We start from the raw sequence: 1,314 nt of genomic DNA, 5'->3' as shown, positions 1-1,314 counted from the left end.
TGCTCGGGTATGACAATAAAATGAATAAGCCTGCGTTGTATGAACGCGATTGAGAGGGGCGCGTAAACTTTTTCAATACCTTGATGAGATTGTATCGACTTAAGATTATGAGATGAAAAACATCAATGATTACGCGTCGATCTCCTTGTTGCTTAACCATAAGGCTGCGTCTGCATGTCTCGTTGAATATGGCGGAATACCTCGAGCATCGAAGCTTACTGGTATCTCCTCATCAACCTATCACAGGCGCATTAAAGCGCTTGAGGCATATACGGGCGTAAAGCTCGTGGAGCGCATCAGAAGACCTCTTAAGTTGACCCATTACGGCATGGCCTACTATCACTGCTGCAGCGCGATGTTAGAACATGCAAAGGCAGCCAATAATGTGTTTGAATGAGGTCACTAAGGTCAATTATTGCCTTGTTAAAACAATAAATATGAGAATCCTATGACGTATCAAAACCTGAGCTTTACCGTTAGTGGCGCTGTCGCGACAATTTGTCTTCAAAGGCCCGATGCTGGAAATACCTTTAATCTTGAGCTGGCGAAAGAGTTTGAGAGTGTTGTTCGAGATTGTATGTATGCTGAGTCCGTGCGCGTTGTTGTGATAACTGGTTCGGGAAAGCTGTTTTCGGGCGGTGGTGATCTAAAGTACATGCAAGACAATTCAAGCTCGATCGACAAAGCTATTAAAGAGCTTGCAGACACTCTGCATTCGGCCTATTCAATGTTGGCACGCATGGAGAAACCTGTTGTGGTGGGTGTTAATGGCACCGCAGCAGGGATCGGTTTGAGTTTAGCTCTTCTTGGCGATGTCATCATTTCGGTAGACAAAGCAAAGTTCGCTACCTCATATGTAGGTATTGGTTTTAGCCCAGACGGTGGTCTGACTTATACGCTTCCGCGCTTAATCGGAGATAAACGAGCGCGCGAGTTAATTCTTACGAATCGTGTGCTGGGCGCGCAAGAAGCATTAGATTGGGGAATGATTACAACAGTTGTGACATCGGATGAGTTCGAGCCAGCACTTACGTCGCTAGCGGATAAATTAGCGCGTGGTCCGAGTAAAGCCTTGGGTGATGCGAAACGCTTGCTTCGTAATACGTATAACGAAACGCTCGAGTCCCAAATGCATCTAGAAGGTTTAGCGCTAGCATCTAACTCTGCTTCGCCTGACGGCAGGGAGGGCGTTGATGCCTTTGCAAATGGACGTAAACCAGAATTCAACAAGTAGTCGATGCATACAGCATTGACTATGTTTCGCGAGTTGGCCTTGTATATGGTCGAACGCTTCCACTAGTTAGCGACGCCTTG

General features: G+C 46.4%; 2 protein-coding genes. Both read left to right on the top strand.

Annotated elements, in window-relative coordinates; genetic code table 11:
* Positions 1–112: 112 nt before the first annotated feature.
* On the top strand, positions 113–397 hold the full coding sequence (locus tag A3739_RS04310; protein ID WP_068480604.1) for a LysR family transcriptional regulator: 285 nt from the start codon (positions 113–115) through the stop codon (positions 395–397).
* A 51-nt stretch (positions 398–448) separates the two neighbouring features.
* Positions 449–1,234, top strand: coding sequence for an enoyl-CoA hydratase/isomerase family protein (locus A3739_RS04305; protein ID WP_068480607.1), 786 nt, complete (start codon positions 449–451; stop codon positions 1,232–1,234).
* The last annotated feature ends 80 nt before the right edge of the window (positions 1,235–1,314 follow it).

The sequence above is a fragment of the Oleiphilus sp. HI0067 genome, assembly GCF_001635735.1.
This window is presented reverse-complemented; position numbering and strand designations above follow the sequence as displayed.